This window comes from Candidatus Arsenophonus lipoptenae, from assembly GCF_001534665.1.
Taxonomy (GTDB): domain Bacteria; phylum Pseudomonadota; class Gammaproteobacteria; order Enterobacterales; family Enterobacteriaceae; genus Arsenophonus; species Arsenophonus lipoptenae.
This window is the reverse complement of record NZ_CP013920.1, coordinates 1-19,967: the sequence shown is the minus strand read 5'-3', so window position 1 is coordinate 19,967 and position 19,967 is coordinate 1. Positions and strand designations below refer to the sequence as shown.

14 protein-coding genes and 1 pseudogene are annotated in these 19,967 nt (G+C 26.3%); 14 read left to right on the top strand and 1 reads right to left on the bottom strand.

The features are described from left to right. Positions 1 to 7: 7 nt before the first annotated feature. The 6 genes from fabZ to tilS all read left to right on the top strand — a co-directional run bounded on the left by fabZ (position 8) and on the right by tilS (position 8,751). Positions 8 to 460 (top strand): 3-hydroxyacyl-ACP dehydratase FabZ, encoded by a 453-nt coding sequence (gene fabZ, locus AUT07_RS00075; RefSeq protein WP_066282516.1) that lies wholly within the window; start codon positions 8 to 10, stop codon positions 458 to 460. A gap of 14 nt (positions 461 to 474) precedes the next feature. Further along, positions 475 to 1,272: an acyl-ACP--UDP-N-acetylglucosamine O-acyltransferase gene (gene lpxA, locus AUT07_RS00070; RefSeq protein WP_066284132.1), complete on the top strand. Its 798-nt coding sequence runs from the start codon at positions 475 to 477 to the stop codon at positions 1,270 to 1,272. A 50-nt stretch (positions 1,273 to 1,322) separates the two neighbouring features. Continuing rightward, positions 1,323 to 2,474, top strand: a complete 1,152-nt coding sequence (gene lpxB / locus AUT07_RS00065; protein ID WP_066284130.1) for a lipid-A-disaccharide synthase — start codon at positions 1,323 to 1,325, stop codon at positions 2,472 to 2,474. Between the two features lie 371 nt (positions 2,475 to 2,845). Continuing rightward, positions 2,846 to 6,328: a DNA polymerase III subunit alpha gene (gene dnaE, locus AUT07_RS00060; protein ID WP_066282514.1), complete on the top strand. Its 3,483-nt coding sequence runs from the start codon at positions 2,846 to 2,848 to the stop codon at positions 6,326 to 6,328. An 11-nt stretch (positions 6,329 to 6,339) separates the two neighbouring features. Then, positions 6,340 to 7,299 carry an acetyl-CoA carboxylase carboxyl transferase subunit alpha gene (gene accA / locus AUT07_RS00055; protein ID WP_066282512.1) on the top strand — a complete coding sequence of 320 codons (960 nt, stop codon included), beginning with the start codon at positions 6,340 to 6,342 and terminating at the stop codon, positions 7,297 to 7,299. 111 nt (positions 7,300 to 7,410) lie between these two features. Continuing rightward, positions 7,411 to 8,751, top strand: a complete 1,341-nt coding sequence (tilS, locus tag AUT07_RS00050) for a tRNA lysidine(34) synthetase TilS (RefSeq protein WP_066282510.1) — start codon at positions 7,411 to 7,413, stop codon at positions 8,749 to 8,751. Between the two features lie 359 nt (positions 8,752 to 9,110). Here the strand turns inward: tilS and bamD are convergent, their stop codons facing one another. Next, on the bottom strand, positions 9,111 to 9,860 hold the full coding sequence (gene bamD, locus AUT07_RS00045) for an outer membrane protein assembly factor BamD (protein WP_066282506.1): 750 nt from the start codon (positions 9,858 to 9,860) through the stop codon (positions 9,111 to 9,113). A gap of 132 nt (positions 9,861 to 9,992) precedes the next feature. Here bamD and rluD point away from each other — a divergent pair, with 132 nt between their 5' ends. From rluD to AUT07_RS00005, 8 genes and pseudogenes are all read left to right on the top strand, one after another. Next, positions 9,993 to 10,943, top strand: coding sequence for a 23S rRNA pseudouridine(1911/1915/1917) synthase RluD (rluD, locus tag AUT07_RS00040; protein WP_066282504.1), 951 nt, complete (start codon positions 9,993 to 9,995; stop codon positions 10,941 to 10,943). 368 nt (positions 10,944 to 11,311) lie between these two features. Then, positions 11,312 to 13,483 (top strand): annotated as a pseudogene (gene clpB, locus AUT07_RS00035) (ATP-dependent chaperone ClpB); the annotation flags it as partial. Positions 13,484 to 13,972: 489 nt separating this feature from the next. Continuing rightward, on the top strand, positions 13,973 to 15,484 hold the full coding sequence (locus tag AUT07_RS00030; RefSeq protein ID WP_066282502.1) for a cytochrome ubiquinol oxidase subunit I: 1,512 nt from the start codon (positions 13,973 to 13,975) through the stop codon (positions 15,482 to 15,484). Between the two features lie 48 nt (positions 15,485 to 15,532). After that, the gene (gene cydB, locus AUT07_RS00025) at positions 15,533 to 16,672 is read left to right on the top strand and encodes a cytochrome d ubiquinol oxidase subunit II (RefSeq protein WP_066282497.1); all 1,140 of its coding nucleotides are present in this window, start codon (positions 15,533 to 15,535) and stop codon (positions 16,670 to 16,672) included. Between the two features lie 15 nt (positions 16,673 to 16,687). Continuing rightward, positions 16,688 to 16,798, top strand: a complete 111-nt coding sequence (cydX, locus tag AUT07_RS00020; protein ID WP_066282494.1) for a cytochrome bd-I oxidase subunit CydX — start codon at positions 16,688 to 16,690, stop codon at positions 16,796 to 16,798. Positions 16,799 to 17,388: 590 nt separating this feature from the next. Beyond that, positions 17,389 to 18,681 carry a Tol-Pal system beta propeller repeat protein TolB gene (gene tolB, locus AUT07_RS00015; RefSeq protein ID WP_066282491.1) on the top strand — a complete coding sequence of 431 codons (1,293 nt, stop codon included), beginning with the start codon at positions 17,389 to 17,391 and terminating at the stop codon, positions 18,679 to 18,681. A 47-nt stretch (positions 18,682 to 18,728) separates the two neighbouring features. Next, positions 18,729 to 19,202 carry a peptidoglycan-associated lipoprotein Pal gene (gene pal / locus AUT07_RS00010; protein ID WP_066282488.1) on the top strand — a complete coding sequence of 158 codons (474 nt, stop codon included), beginning with the start codon at positions 18,729 to 18,731 and terminating at the stop codon, positions 19,200 to 19,202. Positions 19,203 to 19,216: 14 nt separating this feature from the next. Beyond that, on the top strand, positions 19,217 to 19,612 hold the full coding sequence (locus AUT07_RS00005) for a YbgF trimerization domain-containing protein (protein WP_066282482.1): 396 nt from the start codon (positions 19,217 to 19,219) through the stop codon (positions 19,610 to 19,612). Positions 19,613 to 19,967: the final 355 nt, after the last annotated feature.

Genomic DNA, 19,967 nt, shown 5'->3' with positions numbered 1-19,967 from the left:
CTTTTCTATGAGTGATAAATATACTCTGGATATAGAAGAAATTTTAGGGTTATTACCCCACAGCTATCCTTTTTTGTTAGTAGATCGTGTATTAGATTTTGAAGAAGGTAAATTTTTACGTGCAATAAAAAATGTCTCTTTTAATGAACCTTTTTTCCAAGGTCATTTCCCTGGTAAACCAATTTTCCCTGGTGTATTAATTCTTGAGGCCATGGCCCAGGCTGCTGGTATTTTAGCATTTAAAAGTGTCGGAAAATTAAAACCTGGCGAATTGTATTATTTTGCTGGTATTGATGAAGCTAGATTTAAACATCCAGTAAAACCAGGAGATCAGATGATTTTTGAGATAACATTTATTAAAACTAAACGAGGTTTGACACGTTTTAAGGGTAGTGCAAAAGTAGATAAAAAAGTTGTTTGTGAAGCTACCATGATGTGTGCACGTAATCAAGAATCTTGAAAATGAGGGCATCAATGATTAATAAGACAGCGATTATTCATCCTTCTTCTATTATTGAAGAAGGCGCGATTATCAATGTTCATGTTCGTATAGGACCATTTTGCTATATTGGTTCTCAAGTAGAAATTGGTGCAGATACCACATTAAAATCCCATGTGGTAATAAATGGTATAACAAAAATTGGATGTAATAATAAGATATTTCAGTTTGTCACTATAGGTGAAATAAATCAAGATCTTAAATACAAAGGAGAACAATCTAGAGTTGAAATTGGTGATCGTAATCTTATTAGGGAAAGTTGCACTATTCATAGAGGTACTAGGCAAGGTGGTGGGTTGACAAAAATAGGTAATGATAATTTATTAATGGTTAATACACATATAGCACACGATTGTTTTTTAGGTAATTATTGTATTATTGCTAATAATGGGACACTTGGTGGACACGTTAAATTAGATGATTATGCTATTATAGGCGGAATGAGTGCGGTACATCAATTTTGTCAGATAGGTGCTCATGTTATGGTTGGAGGTTGTTCTGGGGTAACTAAAGATGTCCCACCTTATGTTATTGCGCAAGGAAATCATGCTACTGCTTATGGAGTAAATACTGAAGGATTAAAACGACGTGGGTTTAATAAAAAATCATTAGATATGATTAAAAAAGCATATAAAATTCTTTATCGTTATGGTAAAACATTTAATGAGGCTAGACAAGAATTAATTTCATTGGGCAAAAATAATCAACACATCAAAATAATAAGTGATTTTTTAGAAAAATCAGCAAAATCTAATCGTGGAATTATTAGATAATTAAATAATTTTAATAGGAAAAATACTTGATTTATAATCATCAAATTAAAATTCAACAACGCCCTTTTACGGTCGGTTTTGTTGCTGGAGAAACATCAGGTGATATATTAGGTGCAGGGCTTATTCGTTCGCTAAAACAAATAGTCCCTAATGCTTATTTTATTGGTGTAACTGGACCTTTAATGAAAAAAGAAGGATGTGAAACTTTGTATGATATAGAAGAAATCTCTTGTATGGGTATTATTGAAGTTTTAAGAAAATTACCACGATTATTACAAATTAGATTTAATTTGATAAAGAGATTTACTAAATTGCAACCTGATGTATTTATTGGTATAGATGCGCCTGATTTTAATCTTTTTCTTGAGAAAAAATTAAAACAAACAGGTATAAAAACTATTCATTATGTAAGTCCTTCTATTTGGGCATGGAGGCAAAATCGTATTTTTACAATAAGATCAGCTACAGATTTAGTACTAACTTTATACCCTTTTGAAAAAAAAATATATGATAGCTATAACATTTCATGTCGTTTTGTAGGTCATACAATAGCAGATATTGTACCATTAAAACCTAATAAACAAGCTGCTAGAATACAACTGAATATCAATAATGATGTTAAATGTTTAACTATTTTACCTGGTAGCCGTTATTATGAAGTTAAGATGTTAAGTGTAAAATTTTTGCAAGCAGCAAAAATTTTAACAAAAGATTTCCCAAATTTGCAAATTTTAGTTCCTGTAGTTAATAAAAAAAGAAGACAACAATTTGAAAAGATTTATAAAGATATTTCTTTGAATTTGCCATTGAAAATTTTAGATAGGCAATCACTTACAGCAATGATAACAGCTGATGTAACCTTATTGGCTTCAGGAACAGCTACATTAGAATGTATGTTAGCAAAATGTCCTATGGTAGTTGGATACAAAATTCACCCAATAACTTATTGGTTAGTTAAACGTTTTATAAAACTTTCTTTTATTTCATTACCAAATTTATTGGCAAATAAAAAATTAATCAATGAATTTATTCAGAAAGATTGTCAACCTAAAAAATTAGCACAATCACTGAAGGATTTATTAACTAATAAAAAAAAAGTTAAATATCTAAAACAAATTTTTTTTCAATTACATCAAAGTATTCGTTGTAATGCTGATCAAAAGGCAGCAAAGGAGATCTTAAAATTTAATAAAAATAAATAATTTATAATCTATAATTTATATTATTTATTTTGAAAAATTAAAAAATAATTCAGATTACAAAAAATAAAGTTTTTTAATTATTTATTAAATATATCAAATAAATATTGATAATTATAGAAAATAATAAATATGATACTTATCATTATGATAATGATCAGTCTTAATTTTATTATTATTAGTAATAACTTCATATTTTATTATACTTTAAATAATACATTCTTAAATATTAAAAAAAATTCATATATCATTTAATAATAGCTAAATAATAAAATTATTTAATAAAGTTTAATTCAAAAAACATTTTATATAATATAATTTTTGTTATTAATAAATTAATTTAAATAAATTATATGAAAGAGAATAATTAAAAAATGGCTGAACCACGTTTTATACACTTGCGTGTACATAGTGATTATTCTGTTATTGATGGCATGGCAAAGATTAACACATTAGTTAATAAAATTATAGAATTAGGTATGCCGGCATTAGCAATAACTGATTTTACTAATCTATATGGATTAATAAAATTTTATGATGCTGCCAATACAGCAGGTGTAAAACCTATCATTGGTGCTGATTTTTATTTGGAAAATCAATTATTAAATAACGAAATAGCACATTTAACAATACTTGCTAAAAATAATGCAGGTTATCATAATTTAATATTACTTATTTCAAAAGCCTATAAAAAAGGTTACGGTGCTATAGGTCCAACAATAAAACAAGAATGGTTAGTAACACATAAAAATGGATTATTACTACTATCTGGTGGTTGTATGGGAGATATAGGAAAAATTTTATTACGTGGAAATCAACAATTAGCTGATAAATGTCTGAATTTTTATCAAACTCATTTTTTAGATAACTATTATTTTGAACTTGTAAGAACTGGTAGTTCTGATGAAAATATTTATATAAATAAAGTAGTTAAGTTAGCAAAAGTAAAAGATATACCAGTTGTTGCTACGAATAATGTTCGTTTTATTGATAAAAAAGATTTTTTAGCACACGAAATACGTGTAGCAATTCAAAATGGTTTTACATTTTCTGATCCAAAAAGGCCTAAACATTATACTCCTCAACAATATTTAAAAAATGAACAGGAAATGGTTAAATTATTTATTGATATTCCAGAAGCACTTCAAAATAGTGTTGAAATAGCTAAACGATGTAATGTAATGATTCGTTTAGGTGAATATTTTCTTCCGCAATTTCCTACTGGGAATATGACAACAGAAAATTTTCTTATTAAATGCGCTAAAAATGGTCTTGAAGAACGTTTACAAATAATTTATCCAAATAAAAATGATAAAGATAAATATCGAGCAAAATATGATGAACGATTAGATACTGAACTTCAAGTGATCAATCAAATGGGTTTCCCAGGTTATTTTTTAATCGTAATGGAATTTATTAAATGGTCAAAAAAAAACTATATTCCAGTAGGACCAGGTCGAGGTTCAGGTGCTGGTTCTTTAGTTGCTTATGCATTAAAAATTACTGATTTAGATCCGCTTGCATTTGATTTACTATTTGAACGGTTTTTAAATCCTGAACGTGTATCTATGCCTGATTTTGATATTGATTTTTGTATGGAAAAAAGAGATCAGGTTATTGAACATGTTACTCAAATGTATGGTCGTGAAACAGTATCACAAATTATTACCTTTAATACTATGGCAGCAAGGGCTGTTATTAGAGATGTTGGAAGGGTATTAGGTCATCCATATGGATTTGTTAATCGCATTTCAAAATTAATTCCAATGGATCCTGGTATCACACTTAAAAAAGTATTTATTATAGAACCACAACTCAAACAAATGTATGATATTGATGAAGAAGTTAAGGAACTAATAGATATAGCTCTTAAATTAGAAGGTGTTATTCGTAATCCAGGTAAACATTCTGGTGGGGTAGTTATTGCACCAACAAAAATAACAGATTTTGCACCATTATATTGTGATCATGAGGGTAAAAATCCTCTAATTCAACTTGATAAAAATGATGTTGAATATATAGGTTTAGTAAAATTTGATTTTCTTGGCTTAAAGACATTAACAGTCATTAATTTGGCATTAGATATGATTAATCAACGTCGTGCAAAAAAAAAATTAGCTCCAATAGATATCAAAACAATTCCTATGAATGATCAAAAATGTTTTAATATATTGCAAAGATCAGAAACGACAGCGGTATTTCAGTTAGAATCTAGAGGTATGAAGGATCTAATTAAGAGATTACGTCCTGATTGCTTTGAAGATATAGTTGCTTTGATAGCACTTTTCCGTCCTGGACCATTACAGTCAGGAATGGTAGATAACTTTATTGATCGTAAACATGGTCGTGAAATTATTTCTTATCCTGATGTTGAATGGCAACATGAATCTTTAAAGTCAGTTTTAGAATCAACTTATGGTATTATTCTTTATCAAGAGCAAGTTATGAAAATTGCTCAATTACTTGCTGGTTATACACTAGGTAAAGCAGATATATTACGAATAGCAATGAGTAAGAAAAAAACGCAAGAAATGGCTGCACAGCGCTCAGTTTTTAAATCAGGAGTTATTAAAAATGGTATTAACGGCAAATTAGGCATGAAAATTTTTGACTTAGTAGAAAAATTTGCTGGTTATGGATTCAATAAATCACATTCTACTGCTTACGCATTAGTTTCTTATCAAACTCTTTGGTTAAAAACTCATTATCCAGCTGAATTTATGGCAGCAGTTATGACAGCAGATATGGATAATACTGAAAAAATGGTTAGTTTAGTTGATGAATGTTACCGTATAGGTCTAAAAATATTACCACCAGATATTAATAGTGGATTATATCATTTTCACGTTAATTATAAAAATGAAATTGTTTATGGTATTGGTGCTATTAAAGGTGTTGGTAAGGGATCAATAAATGCGATTATTGAATCGCGTAAGAAAGGTGGATATTTTAAAGATATTTTTGATCTTTGTTTAAGAGTAGATATAAAAAAATTAAATCGAAGAGTGATGCAAAAATTAATTATGTCTGGTGCTTGTGATTATTTAGCACCTCACCGTGCAGCATTAATGGTTTCATTAGATAATGCATTAAAAGCGGCAACCCAATATGCTAAATCAAAATATATTGGTCAAACTGATATGTTTGGTGTATTAACAAAAACTACTGAACAAATTGCACAATCCTATGCTAATGTAGAAATATGGCCTGAAAATACTTTATTAGATGGTGAAAGAGAAACATTAGGTCTTTATTTAACCAGTCATCCTATTAATACTTATTTATCTGAAATTAAACATTATTCTAATGGATTACAATTAAAGGATATAAATACTACAGTTAATGGAAAAATAATAACTGCAGTTGGTTTAGTACTGACTATTAAATCAATAACAACTAGAAAAGGTAACAAAATAATTATATGTACCTTAGATGATCGATCTGGAAGATTAGATATAATATTATTTTCTAATACAATAGAAAAATATCAGCATTTATTAAAAAAAGATAAAATATTAATTGCCATAGGTTCAATGATATTTAATAATTTTAATGGTTATAATAGAATGTCTGTTTTTAAATTAATGGATCTTAATGAAGCTCGTGAAAAATATGTAAAAAGTATTGCTATAACATTGACAAATAATCAAATTAATAAACAATTATTAAATAATATTTGTAGGATATTAAAACCTTATAGTTCAGGGATAGTCCCAATTAATTTATACTATCAAAAAAAATCTGCTTTAACGAAATTACAATTAAGTGTAGATTGGAGAGTTACTCCTAAAGATAGTCTTTTAACTGAATTACGAAATTTATTAAGTGATAATCAAGTAAATTTAAAATTTGATTAAATAGGAATATTATGAGTTATAGTTTTTTAGATTTTGAGCAGCCAATTGCGGAATTAGAAGCAAAAATAGATTCATTAATAGCAGTAAATCGTCAAGATACAAAATTAGATATTGATTTAGATGAAGAAGTTAATAAACTTCGCGAAAAGAGTTTAGATTTAACAAGAAAAATTTTTTCTAACTTAGGTGCTTGGCAAATAGCACAACTAGCCCGTCATCCTATGCGACCCTATACTTTAGATTATACACAACGTATTTTTACTCATTTTCAAGAATTATCAGGTGATCGTGTTTATGCTGATGATAAGGCTATTGTTAGTGGATTAGCTAGATTAGATGGAAGACCAGTAATGATCATAGGTCATCAAAAAGGACGAGAAACAAAAGAAAAAATCCATCGTAACTTTGGAATGCCATCGCCAGAGGGATATCGTAAGGCTTTACGATTAATGGAGATTGCTGAACGTTTTAAGTTACCTATTATTACTTTTATCGATACACCAGGGGCTTATCCAGGTATTGGGGCAGAAGAAAGTGGGCAAGCTGCAGCAATTGCTCGTAATTTACTTGAAATGTCTAGACTCTCTGTACCTATTATTTGTACAATAATTGGCGAAGGGGGATCAGGAGGAGCGTTAGCAATAGGAGTTGGAGATAAAATTAATATGTTGCAATATAGTACTTATTCTGTTATTTCACCAGAAGGATGTGCTTCTATTCTGTGGAAAAGTACAGATAAAGCACCGTTAGCTGCTGAAGCTATGGGTATTACAGCAGCACGGTTAAAATCACTTAACTTAATTGATAATATCGTCGAAGAACCTTTAGGTGGGGCACATCGAAATTATGAACAAATTGCGTATAATCTTAAACAACGTATTTTAAATGATTTAAGTGATATAGATTCATTTAATCCAGAAGAGTTAAGAAACCGTCGTTATCAACGTTTAATGGATTGTGGTTATTGTTAATTTTATTACAAAAAATTAAAAACAAAAAAATAAATAATAAATTAAATAAAAATGATATTAATGATTAATAATAAAATAATCTAATTTATAAATTATAACAGTATTAAAATAATGACACATATTAATGAATCAGTTATATTAAATCAAATTACAAAAATAATTGGTTCTAACCTTAAGATATTAGTAGCTTTTAGTGGTGGATTAGATTCAACTGTCTTGTTACATGCTCTAACCGTATTACGGAACACAACAATTCCAAATCTTAACATTAGAGCAGCTTATATTAATCACGGACTTAATAATAAGTCTAATAGCTGGGGGGTACACTGTAAGCATATTTGTTTAAATTTAAAAGTAGCATTTTGTTCTTATGATATACATATATATAAATCCAAAAAAGGTATTGAGGCTGCTGCTCGTGATGCAAGGTATAAAACACTTCGTAGAATTCTATTACAGAATGAAATAATTGTCACTGCTCAACATTTAAATGATCAAGCGGAAACTTTTTTATTAGCTTTAAAAAGAGGCAGTGGGCCAGCAGGGTTATCTGCTATGCCTGTTTCTATTGAATTTGGGCATACCTATTTAGTTAGACCACTATTATTATTTAGTCGTCAAGAATTGACTATGTATGCTCAAAAAAACAATCTAACTTGGATAGATGATGATAGTAACTATAATCAAATATATGATCGTAATTTTTTAAGATTGACTATCATGCCCTGTTTTAATATAAGATGGCCTTATTTTTTAAAATCAGTAGCTAGAAGTGCCAATTTATGCGCAGAACAAGAAAAATTAGTAAATGAATTATTAGAAGATTATTTATCTAAGTTATTAACTACTGATGGATCTTTAAAACTTGATCCTTTAGTAGAATTTTCTGAAAAAAAACGTAATGCAATATTACGTAGTTGGTTTAGGTTATATAAAATTTTAATGCCTACCAGAGTGCAATTAAAACAAATTTGGCAAGATGTAATTTGTGCAAGATCAGATGCAGAACCAAAATTTATTTTGGCCGATAATGTCATTAGGCGTTATAAAAAAGAACTGTGGTTGTTACCTAAATTTAATGATATCACTAAAATTTGTTTGCAATGGCATTTATCTAAAAAAATTAAATTACCTGATAATCTAGGTACTCTGATGATTACAAATGTAAATCATGGGAAAAAAATCCGAGCTCCTCTTCCGAATGAAGAGGTGACTATTCGTTTTGGATTAAAAGGAAATATTAAAATTATTGGACATAAATATACTAAAAGAAGTAAAAAAATTTGGCAAGAATTAGGTATTGCTCCATGGTTAAGAAATAGAATTCCTTTGATTTATTATAACAATGAACTTATTACAGCAGTTGATGTATTTATTACAGATTCCGCAAGATGTATCAAAGATCACGCTGAATTAAGCATAAAATGGACAAAAAATAAAAGACTTTTTTAGTATAAAAAATAAAATTTTTTATAGTTAATTAATTTTAATAAAAATAGAAAATTTTATTTTTGTTTAAGGAAATTAGTAGATTTAATATTTATTAAATATTTTTCTATTAATAACTAACTATATGGTTTATTTTAAAAAATATTTTTACTGAATTTTAACAACTAAAATAATCTGGTATGATTAAAATCATATTTTCAAGTGATTTCTAAGTTTTTATAAATATTTGATAATAATAATTATAGTATCTATTTATAGATAAAAATTTTATTTATTTATAATTCAAATTATCAACAAATTAGATTATCTGTTTAAATAGATTAAAATACTATTATCTTAGTATAATTTTATATTTATTTCTATTAATTACTTTTAGTTATTCTGAGATTATATAATATTAATTTTGTAACCTTATTTTTTTCTTTAATTAAACCTAATTCATTATAAGCCCTTGCCATATATTTTAGTGCTTTAAATGTAGACTGAGTATCTGGATATTTTTTTAACATTTGTTCTGTATGATTAATAACAGAAATATAAGCACCACGTTTATTATAATATTTAATAATAGCTAACTCATATTTTGCTAAACGTTCTTTTAAAAAAAATAAACGTTTAATAGCATCTGTTGCATAGATACTATTTGGGTAAAACCGAACTAAATTGCTAAAATCTTTAAAAGCCATAATAGCATATTGAGGATCACGATCTGAACGATCGATACAAAAAAATTTTTGCAAAATATCATCATCTAATTCTTGTGTTGTAATACCCCTTATATATAACACATAATCAATATTTGGATGTGTTGGATTCATACGAATAAATCTATTAATAGATGTTATTGCTAATTTTAGTTCTGATGATTTATAATAAGCAAAAATCATATCTAGCTGAGCTTGATGATGATAAGGTCCAAAGGGATAATCATTATTAAGAATTTCTAATAATGTTATTGCTCCTTTGTAATTGCCATTCTGTAATTTTTTTTGACTATTAATATATAGAATAGATGGAGAGTTTTTTGATATAGAAAGTTTCTGACTTGAACATCCATTAATAAATAAACTAAATATAAATATTGTTAATAAATATTTTATAAATCGAATCATGTAAATAATTCCTTTAAACTGTATATTTTTATCTATAAAAATATTAAATAGTATGAAAATTACAATAACAAATATTTAAATCAAAATATCACTTTGATAATATAAAATATTATTTTTTTAATAAATAATTTTATGGATCAACAATTAAAACTTAAATCAAAAATTCTAAAATCACAACTAGGCACTCGCTTAGATAAGGTATTAGCTGAACTGTTTCCTAATTATTCTCGTTCACAAATAAAAAAATGGATCTTAGATGACAGAGTAAAATTAAATGATAAGATTATAAATATTCCTAAAAAAAAAGTATTCGGCAATGAGCAAATTGATATTAATATTTTGATTAAAGAAGAGATATCGTGGAGACCTCAGAATATTCCATTAAATATTGTTTATGAGGATGATGAAATATTAGTTATAAATAAATCATCAAATTTAGTAGTTCATCCAGGTTATGGTAATCCTCAAGGAACAATTCTAAATGCAATTTTATATCATTATCCAAAAAATATTAATATCCCTCGTGCAGGCATTATCCATCGTCTTGATAAAGATACTACAGGATTAATGGTTATTGTAAAAACAATAAATGCACAGCGTTATTTATTGGAAGCTTTTAAAACAAAAAAAATTATACGTGAATATGAAGCATTAGTTAATGGTTGCATAACTATTAATGGCAAAATAGATAAACCTATTGCTCGTCATCCGACCAAGAGAACACATATGATTATTCATCATACTGGAAAGCCAGCTATTACACATTATAAAGTTATTGAAAATTTTCAATATTATACTAGACTTAAATTACGTTTAGAATCAGGTAGAACACATCAAATTCGTGTTCATATGGCATATATTAATCATCCTTTAATTGGTGATCCTGTATATGGTAGACGATTAAATAAATCAAAATATATTTCTAAAAAATTGAATTATATTATTAGTCAATTTAATCGTCAGGCACTTCATGCTAAAATGTTAAGTTTATATCATCCGAGTACAGGAATAAAAATGGAATGGTGTATAGATCTTCCTGAAGATATGATAACATTAATAAATGTACTTAAATATAATGTATAAAGATATATATAATAGAATATTAATTAATAATTATATATATTAAATAATAATTAATTAAAATTATATATATTGATATAAGTACAATATTAATAATACTTTAATTTAAGATAAATTTTATTTACTATAACAAAAATTTTTAAATATTTAAAATAATCATATAGTTATATATATCTAAACTAAATATGCATTTTAAAATATTGTAAATATTAATTTAAAAAAATAATAATAGTGATGTATATGTATAATTATTAAATTAAATTTTTTATAAAAATATTTTTTTTAATTTTTAAAAGGTAAATTTCTAATACTAAAATATTTCTAGAATATTTTAGTATTTTTATCTACTGAAGCAATATAAGTAAATAAAAAATAAGGAAAAGGCGATAAAACAAATGAGTGCCAGTAGCAATATTAATAATCAAAGTGCTGAAGAACAAAATCAGGTACTGAAAAAGTATACAGTTAATTTAATTGAAAGAGCAGAAGAAGGTAAACTTGATCCTGTTATTGGAAGAGATGAAGAAATTCGTAGAACAATACAAGTTTTACAAAGAAGAACAAAAAATAATCCAGTTTTAATAGGAGAACCAGGAGTAGGTAAAACAGCTATTATAGAAGGTTTAGCTCAAAGAATTGTTAATGGTGAAGTACCAGAAGGATTGAAAAATAAACATGTTCTTTCTTTAGATATTGGTGCTTTATTAGCTGGTGCAAAATATAGAGGTGATTTTGAAGAACGTTTAAAATTACTTTTGAATAATTTAACTAAACAAAAAGGTAATATAATTTTATTTATTGATGAATTACATACTATTGTTGGAGCTGGCAAAGTTGAAGGTGCAATAGATGCTGGTAATATGTTAAAACCAGCACTTGCTAGAGGTGAATTACATTGTGTTGGTGCAACAACTCTAGATGAGTATCGTAAATACATAGAAAAAGATGCAGCATTAGAACGTCGTTTTCAAAAAGTTTATGTTGCTGAACCTACTGTAGAAGCTACAATAGCTATATTAAGAGGACTTAAAGAACGTTATGAACTACATCATCATGTACAGATAACTGATCCTGCTATTGTTGCTGCCGCTAGTTTAGCAAACCGTTATATCTCTGATCGTATGTTACCGGATAAAGCTATAGATTTAATTGATGAAGCAGGTGCTAGCTTACGACTACAAATTGATTCTAAACCAGAATCGCTAGATCGTTTAGAAAGACGAATTATTCAATTAAAACTTGAAAAACAAGCTCTTATAAAGGAATCTGATGCAGCAAGTAAAAAACGTCTTGAAATATTAAAAGAGGAATTAATAGAAAAAGAACGGGAATATTTAGAATTAGAAGAAAAATGGAAATCAGAAAAAACAAAGCTAATAGGTACTCAAAATATAAAAGCTAAATTAGAAACTGCACGTATTAGTTTAGAACAAGCTAGGCGTAGTGGCGATTTAGCTAAAATGTCAGAATTACAATATGGAAAAATTCCAGAATTAGAAAAAAAACTTGAAATATCTACTAAAATAAATAATAACAATATGAATTTATTACGTAATAAAGTCACTGATATTGAAATTGCTGAGATATTGTCTCGTTGGACAGGTATACCTGTTTCAAAAATGCTGAAAAGCGAACGTGAAAAATTACTTCATATGGAACAAGATATTCATAAACGTGTAATTGGTCAAGATAAAGCTGTTAATGCAGTATCAAATGCTATTAGACGTAATCGTGCTGGATTATCTGATCCTAATAGACCTATTGGTTCATTTTTATTTTTAGGTCCTACAGGTGTAGGTAAAACTGAACTTTCTAAAGCTGTAGCTAATTTTTTATTTGATAGTGATAATGCTATGATACGTATTGATATGTCTGAATTTATGGAGAAACATACTGTTTCTAGATTAATAGGAGCCCCACCAGGTTATGTCGGATATGAAGAAGGTGGTTATTTAACTGAGGAAGTTCGCCGTCATCCTTATTCTGTTATTCTTCTTGATGAAATTGAAAAAGCACATCATGACATTTTCAATATTTTATTACAAGTTTTAGATGATGGTCGTTTAACTGATGGTCATGGAAGAACAGTAAATTTTTGTAATACAGTTATTATTATGACCTCAAATTTAGGATCTGATTTAATCCAAGCTAGTTTTGATAATTTTGATTATAATAATATAAAAGGGATAGTTATGGATGTTGTAAATAGTAATTTTAGGCCAGAATTTATTAATCGTATTGATGATGTTGTAGTATTTCATCCACTTAACAAGGAACAAATTGTAGAAATTACACAAATCCAATTGTTACGTTTATATAAACGTATGGAAGATCAAGGTTATCAAATAATAATAAAAAAAGCAATATTGACACAACTTAGTGAAATCGGATTTGATCCTGTATTTGGTGCACGGCCTTTAAAACGTATAATTCAAAAAGAAATAGAAAATTTATTAGCTAAAAAAATATTATCAGGTGAGTTAGTTCCTGGTAAGCTAGTAATTTTAGACATTAAAAACGGTGTTATTGTTGCTGAACAATAAATTATTATTTATTCGAAAAAATCACTTATAAATTTTTATTGCTGAAATTAAATTTCACTTATAAATCTATAATGGTAAATATTATATAAGTAAACATTAATACCATAATCATAAATTATATAGTAGTATATGATTATTTAGTATGTAAATACTAAATAATTTTCAACTATTTAATTAATCATGATTTTATTTTACTAATTTATTGTTAAAGTAAAATTTTTTAAGAATAAAAAATTGATATAATAATTTCATTATAATTATAATAAATATTAAAAATCAATAATATATAATTAAATAATAATTTTTTAAATAATTATTATTAAAATTTAATAGTAATTAGTTGTATTGTATTATTATCTTAATGTTAAAGACTATTAACATTTTTATTAATACAGTGATTATGATTTAATTAAAATGAATTATTTTTTTAAGTTTCTGTATAAGTTAAATAATAGTCAATTAGTTCTTGACTGTTATAAAGGAGTTAAGATGTTTGATATTGTCGAATTATCTAGATTACAGTTTGCATTAACTGCAATGTATCATTTCTTATTTGTACCCTTGACACTTGGAATGTCTTTTTTGTTAGCTATCATAGAAACAGTATACGTTATTTCTGGTAATCAAATATATAAAAATATGACAAAATTTTGGGGAAAGTTATTTGCTATTAATTTTGCTTTAGGTATTGCAACAGGGTTAACCATGGAATTTCAATTTGGAACTAACTGGTCATATTATTCACATTATGTAGGCGATATTTTTGGTGCTCCATTAGCAATTGAGGGATTAATGGCTTTTTTTCTTGAATCAACATTTGTTGGTTTATTTCTTTTTGGTTGGGATCGTCTTAATAAAATTCAACATTTAACTACTACATGGTTAGTTGCTTTAGGCTCTAATTTTTCTGCTTTATGGATTTTGATTGCTAATAGTTGGATGCAAAATCCAATTGCAGCTGATTTTAATTTTGAAACTATGCGTATGGAAATGCGTAGTTTTTTAGAATTAATATTTAATCCAGTAGCACAAGTTAAATTTGTTCATACTATTGCTGCTGGTTATTGTACTGGTTCTATGTTTGTTTTAGGTATTAGCAGTTATTATTTACTTAAAAATCGTGAATATGATTTTGCGAAACGTTCATTTGCAATAGCAGCAAGTTTTGGAATAGCTTCAGTACTTTCTGTAATTGTGCTAGGTGATGAATCTGGTTATACAATGGGGGATGTTCAGAAAACAAAATTAGCTGCTATTGAAGCAGAATGGGAAACCCAACCACCTCCTGCATCATTAAATCTTATTGCAATACCAAATAGTGAAAAAATGGAAAATAAATTCGTAATATCTATTCCATGGATAATGGGTATTATTACTACACGTTCTATAGATACACCTGTTTTAGGATTAAAGGATTTAATGGCACAACATGAAGTACGCATCCGTAATGGTATTAAAGCTTATTATTTTTTAAGAAAATTACAGACAGGTGATAACAATCCTGATATACAAAAAAATTTTGACAAGTATAAAAAAGATCTTGGTTATGGATTATTGCTAAAATATTATACAAATAATATAATCGATGCAAAAGATGAACATATTAAAGCAGCCGTAAAAGATAGTATTCCTAAAGTTGGACCTATATTTTATGCATTTCGTATTATGGTTGCTTGTGGCTTATTAATGTTACTTATTTTCAGTTTATCATTTTGGTCAGTTATTCGTAATCAAATAAATGAAAAAAAATGGGTATTAAAATTAGCTATGTTTAGTATTCCTTTACCATGGATTGCTATGGAATCTGGTTGGTTTGTTTCTGAATATGGTAGACAACCATGGGCAATTGGTGAAATTTTACCTACTGCAATAGCGCATTCATCACTAAGTATTTCAAATTTGATTTTTTCTATGATATTAATATGTGGTCTATATACTATATTTTTCATTATTGAGTTATTATTGATGTTTAAATTTGTACGTAAAGGGCCTATTTATTAAAAAATTAAAAATAGTTATAAGTTAAATTAAGTAACCAGGGATGTATTAATGTTTAATTACGAAGTTATGAGATTTATTTGGTGGTCAATTATTGGATTATTGATAATCATTTTTGCTATTACTGATGGTTTTGATATGGGGGTAGGTATTTTATTACCATTTATAGGAAAAACAAATATCGAACGTAGGATTATGATTAATGCAATAGCCCCACATTGGGATGGTAATCAAGTCTGGTTAGTCACTGCTGTTGGAGCACTTTTTGCCGCTTGGCCTATTGTTTATGCAGCAGCATTATCAGGATTTTATATTATTATAATATTAATTTTATCGTCTCTTTTTTTTAGACCAGTAGGTTTTGACTATCGTTCTAAATTAGATAATCTAAAGTGGCGTAAAATTTGGGATTATGGTATATTTATCGGGAGCTTTACACCTCCATTACTGGGTGGGATTATCTTTGGTAATTTATTACAGGGAATTTCTTTTACAATTAATAATCAATTTTTTATAAATTATACAGGATCAATTTTAAATATACTTAATCCTTATAGTATATTAATAGGTATTATTTCTATAATAGTAATTATTACTCATGGAGCTACATATTTACAAATGCGTACTACAGAAGAACTATATACACGCACATGTAATATCACTTATATTACTGCAGTTTGTACTTCTATTAGTTTCTTTATAGCTATTTGGTGGTTAATTTATGGAATAGATGGTTATGTAATTAAAAGTATAATTAATACTAATGGAGTTTCTAATCCACTGCATAAAATTGTAATAAGGGAATCTTTTGCATGGTTAACTAATTTTTATAAAAATCCGGTATTATTAATTTTACCTATATTAGCTTTAATATTTCCAATATTTATAATATTCATGACTAAAATTAATAAATCAGGATTAGCATTTTTATTTTCATCATTAACAATTTCTTGTATTATTTTAACCTTTGGTGTCAGTATGTTTCCATTCATTCTCCCTTCAAGTATACAATTTAATGCTAGTTTGACTGTTTGGGATGCTACTGCAAGTTTGTTAACATTAAAAGTAATGACTGTTATTGTTATTATTTTTATGCCAATTATATTAACTTATACAATTTGGTGTTATCGTAAAATGTTTAGTAAAATTGATAAAATACAAATCCAAAATAATAGTCATTCATTATATTAAGGAATAATAATTAATATGTGGTATCTTGCTTGGATTTTAGGAACACTATTTGCTTGTAGTTTTTCTATAATTACAGTATTAGCTCTTGATCAAATTGAAGTCAGAAAAAATAATTCTGATGATTAAAAATAAAGATTATCAAGATAAAACAACAAAAATTGTTTTATATATAATATAATTATATATAATATAATAAAATTTAGTAGAAAACTTTGTATTAATTTATTTATTATATAATATTATTATTAATTCATTACTTATTTTTAATGACAATATTTATTAATTCATAAGTCATAAGTATTAATATTCAGTTAACAAAAAATAATAATTTTTACTCTGCATTTAAAAATACAAAACATCATTGATCTTTCTATAAAAAACATTACTAATATTTCTATTAACCTAAATTCTATTCTAATGTTAAAACAACTACACTGCAAGTATTTTCTTGTAAACACATATAACAAAACTACAAGCTATTTTTTTGATATTGATACAGAGAGTATACTTTACTAAAAAATAAGCAAGCTAGATATGTGTTATAAACACAGGTATTATATTAATTATTAATATAACTAAATATATTTTCTAAAATTATATAATTATAATATGTAAAAAATAAATAAAATTTTTAATTACATAGTTTTGTATATTTATTAATTTTAAAATTAAATAATTAATATATATATTAATTATCTTAATGATAGGAGATAAAAATGAAACAAATGTTTTATTTATTAAAAATTTTTCTTATGATGTCAATGACATATGTTAATGCAGAAATTAGCATTGAAATTACTTATAGTAATAGTACAGCACAACCTATTGCTATAGTACCTTTTAAATGGATTGGAATAGGAACATTACCTTACGATATAGGACAAATTACTTCTTCTGATTTAAGAAATAGTGGTAAATTTAATCCAATTAATATAAAAGATATGCCTCAACAACCGACTACTGCATCAGAAATTACGCCAAGTATTTGGTCTATATTAAATGTTAATTCAGTTGTTGTGGGTCAAATACAACCTGCTTCTGATGGTCAGTATATAATTAAATATCAACTAGTTGATTTAATTAAATCTCCTGGAATGGTATTAACTCAAAATAAATTAAAAGTAACAGCTAAATGGTTACGTTATGCTGCACACACTATTAGTGATGAAGTTTTTGCTAAATTAACTGGTATTAAAGGGGCATTTCGTACAAGAATAGCTTACATAGTAAAAACAAGTGATAAAAAAAATCCTTATGAATTAAGAGTTTCAGATTATGATGGTTATAATCAATTTACTATTCATCGCTCACCGGAACCTCTTATGTCTCCGGCTTGGTCAGCTAACGGGGAACAATTAGCCTATGTAACATTTGAAAATGGGACTGCAACTATAGTTATTCAAACATTATCAACAGGTGATATAAGTGAAATTATTAATTTTCCTTGTCATAATGGTGCACCTATATTTTCCCCTGATGGAACACAACTTGCTTTTGTTTTATCAAAAACAGGTAGTTTAAATATTTATATAAAAAATTTATTAAGTGGTAAAATTAAACAAATAACAAATAATCGTAATAATAATACTGAACCAAATTGGATGCCAGATAACAATACCATTGTATATACTTCTGATCAATCTGGTAGTCCACAAATATATAAAGTAAATATTAATAATGGTATACCAGAACGTATTACTTGGTTTGGTGTTCAAAATCAGGATCCAAGTGTTAGTCCAGATGGTAAATTTATTATAATGGTTAACTCTAATAATGGTAAACAACAAATTGTTAAGCAAGATTTAGAAACAGGTAAAATTGAATTTTTAACAGATACCTTTTTAGATGAAACACCTAGTATATCACCTAATGGCACTATGGTAATTTATAGCACTTTACAAGGTATAGGCAGTGAATTGAAATTAGTTTCAACTGATGGATGTTTTAAAGCACATTTAGTATCTAGTGAAAAACAAGTATATTTCCCGTCATGGTCACCTTATTTGTAATCATAAATATTCAAAAAATTTTTATTTAAAAAAAGGAATATAATTAGATGCAATTAAATAAAATAATAACTATTATACTATCTATTATTACTATTACAGCATGTAATTTTAAAAAAATTAATAAAAAAAATATTGTAGATAATGGTTCGTTTATTTCAAGAGAAATATTAAATAATAATATAAAAGAAATAGTAAATAAAAATATTATTTACTTTGATTTTAATAATTATTATATTTCTCAAGAATACATAAATCTATTAGATAGATATGTCTTTTTTTTAAGACAACACCCTTTTATTCATATTAAAATTCAGGGGCATACTGATGAACTAGGTTCACCAGAGTATAATATTGCACTTGGTGAACGACGCGCTACTATTGTGAAATTATACTTCCAATGCCATGGTGTGGATAGTGATCAAATTTTTATTATTTCTTATGGCAAAGAAAAACCAGCAGTATTAGGGCATAATGAAACATCATATGCAAAAAATCGTCGCGTAGTACTACAAATACTATAATGGTATTATATAAAATGAATAATATATTTCACAATCTTTGTTTAAAAATGATTTTGACTTTATCAATCGCTATAATTGAATTAATAGTAGATACAAAACAAATATCAATTGCTAATATTAATTCAGAAATTACAAATTTCTATATTATTAATAATAAAACTCTAATTGATTTTAAAAGCAATTTATTATATCAAATGCACCAAAATTTATTAGACGTTCAACATGATATAGACATATTACGTGGTCATATTCAGGAAAATAAATATCAATTAAGTAAAATTATTAATAAACAAAAAGAATTTTCTATAGAATTGGAATCTCTAACTATACGTTTAAATAAAACAATAGATAATATTATAACTAATAATATTGAGATTAATAATACTACTGCTAAGTTATCAAAAAAATAAAAAAAGAAATATGACCAAACAATTAAATTTGTGATTTGCGACACATAGAATTTTATGAAAGATTATCTACATCTTAATTGCCAAGATAATAGTAATTACTAATTATTATTTTAGATAAAAAAATTATAATTATAGAAAACAAAGATAAGAAAAAATTATATTTTGCAATTTATTAAAAACTATCATAACTTAAATAAAGTTATTAAATAACTTTTATAAAGATATTTAATAATATAATAAAAAGAAAAAACTGATAAACTAATTATAATCTATAATCAATCAATTTAAATATATTTAAATTGATTGATTAACAAATAAATAATTAGTAGTTTTTTATGTAAAAATTTAAACATAT